At 40.9% G+C, this 1201-nt stretch carries 1 pseudogene; it reads right to left on the reverse strand.

Annotated features, from left to right (window positions below):
* Window positions 1–1201: pseudogene (locus tag ACFINR_RS09355) on the reverse strand (hypothetical protein); the annotation flags it as partial.

The following is a 1201-nucleotide window of genomic DNA, read 5'->3' on the forward strand; positions in this document are numbered from 1 at the left end:
TCACCTGTTTTATCGTAATGAACAACAGCCGAGTCATCTGACTGAAGGCTGGTAGAAAGATCCTTCAAACCTTTATCTAATTGACCTTTGTTAACAGCGTCATTATTGTTCTTTGCTTCACCAACACCAGAAATTATCCGATCCGCACCGCTTTCATTTGCAATATTGATTTCTGTGCCACCTACTTTTGCACCAATAGTGAGACGACTCGTTGTCTTATCTTGCTGAACAAAGCTTTCGCTTTCTACTTTGGTAATCACATTATTAACCTGTTCAGTCAATTTATCCTGAACAGTCGTGAGAGCCGTATTAACACCCTCAAACGCATCCGCTACATTCCTGTAGCTTTGTTTATCTTCTGTGCCATCATCCCGAAAAGTTTTAACCTTAAAAGTAGGACCTTCTGAGTTTCCATTTCCAAAGTCAGCACCACCACCAAGATAATTAGCTAAATGGGTACCCAGTGTATACAGCTGTCCACCATTCACGGCTTCTTCTGAGTTTTGTGTTAAATCTCCACCTTCAAGATATTTAATTTTACCTGATCTTCTGTCTTCCCCCTCTACGTGCATAGCACTAAAGGCTTTATCAGTTTTGCTCCACAATAAGGCATCGCCTTGAAATTCTTTATTAATATCGTTTAATTTGTCATTAAAATTATTAACAACAGTATTCAGATGTTTGTTTACATTTATGAAGTTCGTATCAATTCCTGCAAAAGCAGAGCCTACATCGGGATAGTCTTTTGAAGCACCTTCTTTACCATCAGCATCGAAAGTTTTAAGCGTGAATTTTGGACCTGTCCATGCACCACTTTCATATTTAGCACCACCACCGAAATAAGATGCAACACTGCTCCCTAGGGTATGAAGCTGAGAACCACTTACAGCTTCGTCTGAATTTTCATTGATTGTCCCGCCAAGTAGACCGGAAAGTTTCCGCCCTCCATTATCCTTATTTAGAATACTGATTTCGGTACCACCAGTTCCCTTACCAATAGTGATAAGGCCCGTTCCTCCATCACGGAGACTGCGCGTCAAAGCCATCTCTGCTACTTGCTTAACAAGAATACTGTCTCTTACTTCATTAATTTCAGTATTTGTTGCCAAAAGTTGGGAACCATTGACCGCTTCGGTCGATTCTGCTGTGAGTGCGCCATTTTGAATGCCTGTTATCTTCTTACTACCAGCGTCAATACCAC

The sequence above is a fragment of the Bartonella sp. AP19HLJMH genome (assembly GCF_042196245.1).
GTDB lineage: Bacteria > Pseudomonadota > Alphaproteobacteria > Rhizobiales > Rhizobiaceae > Bartonella.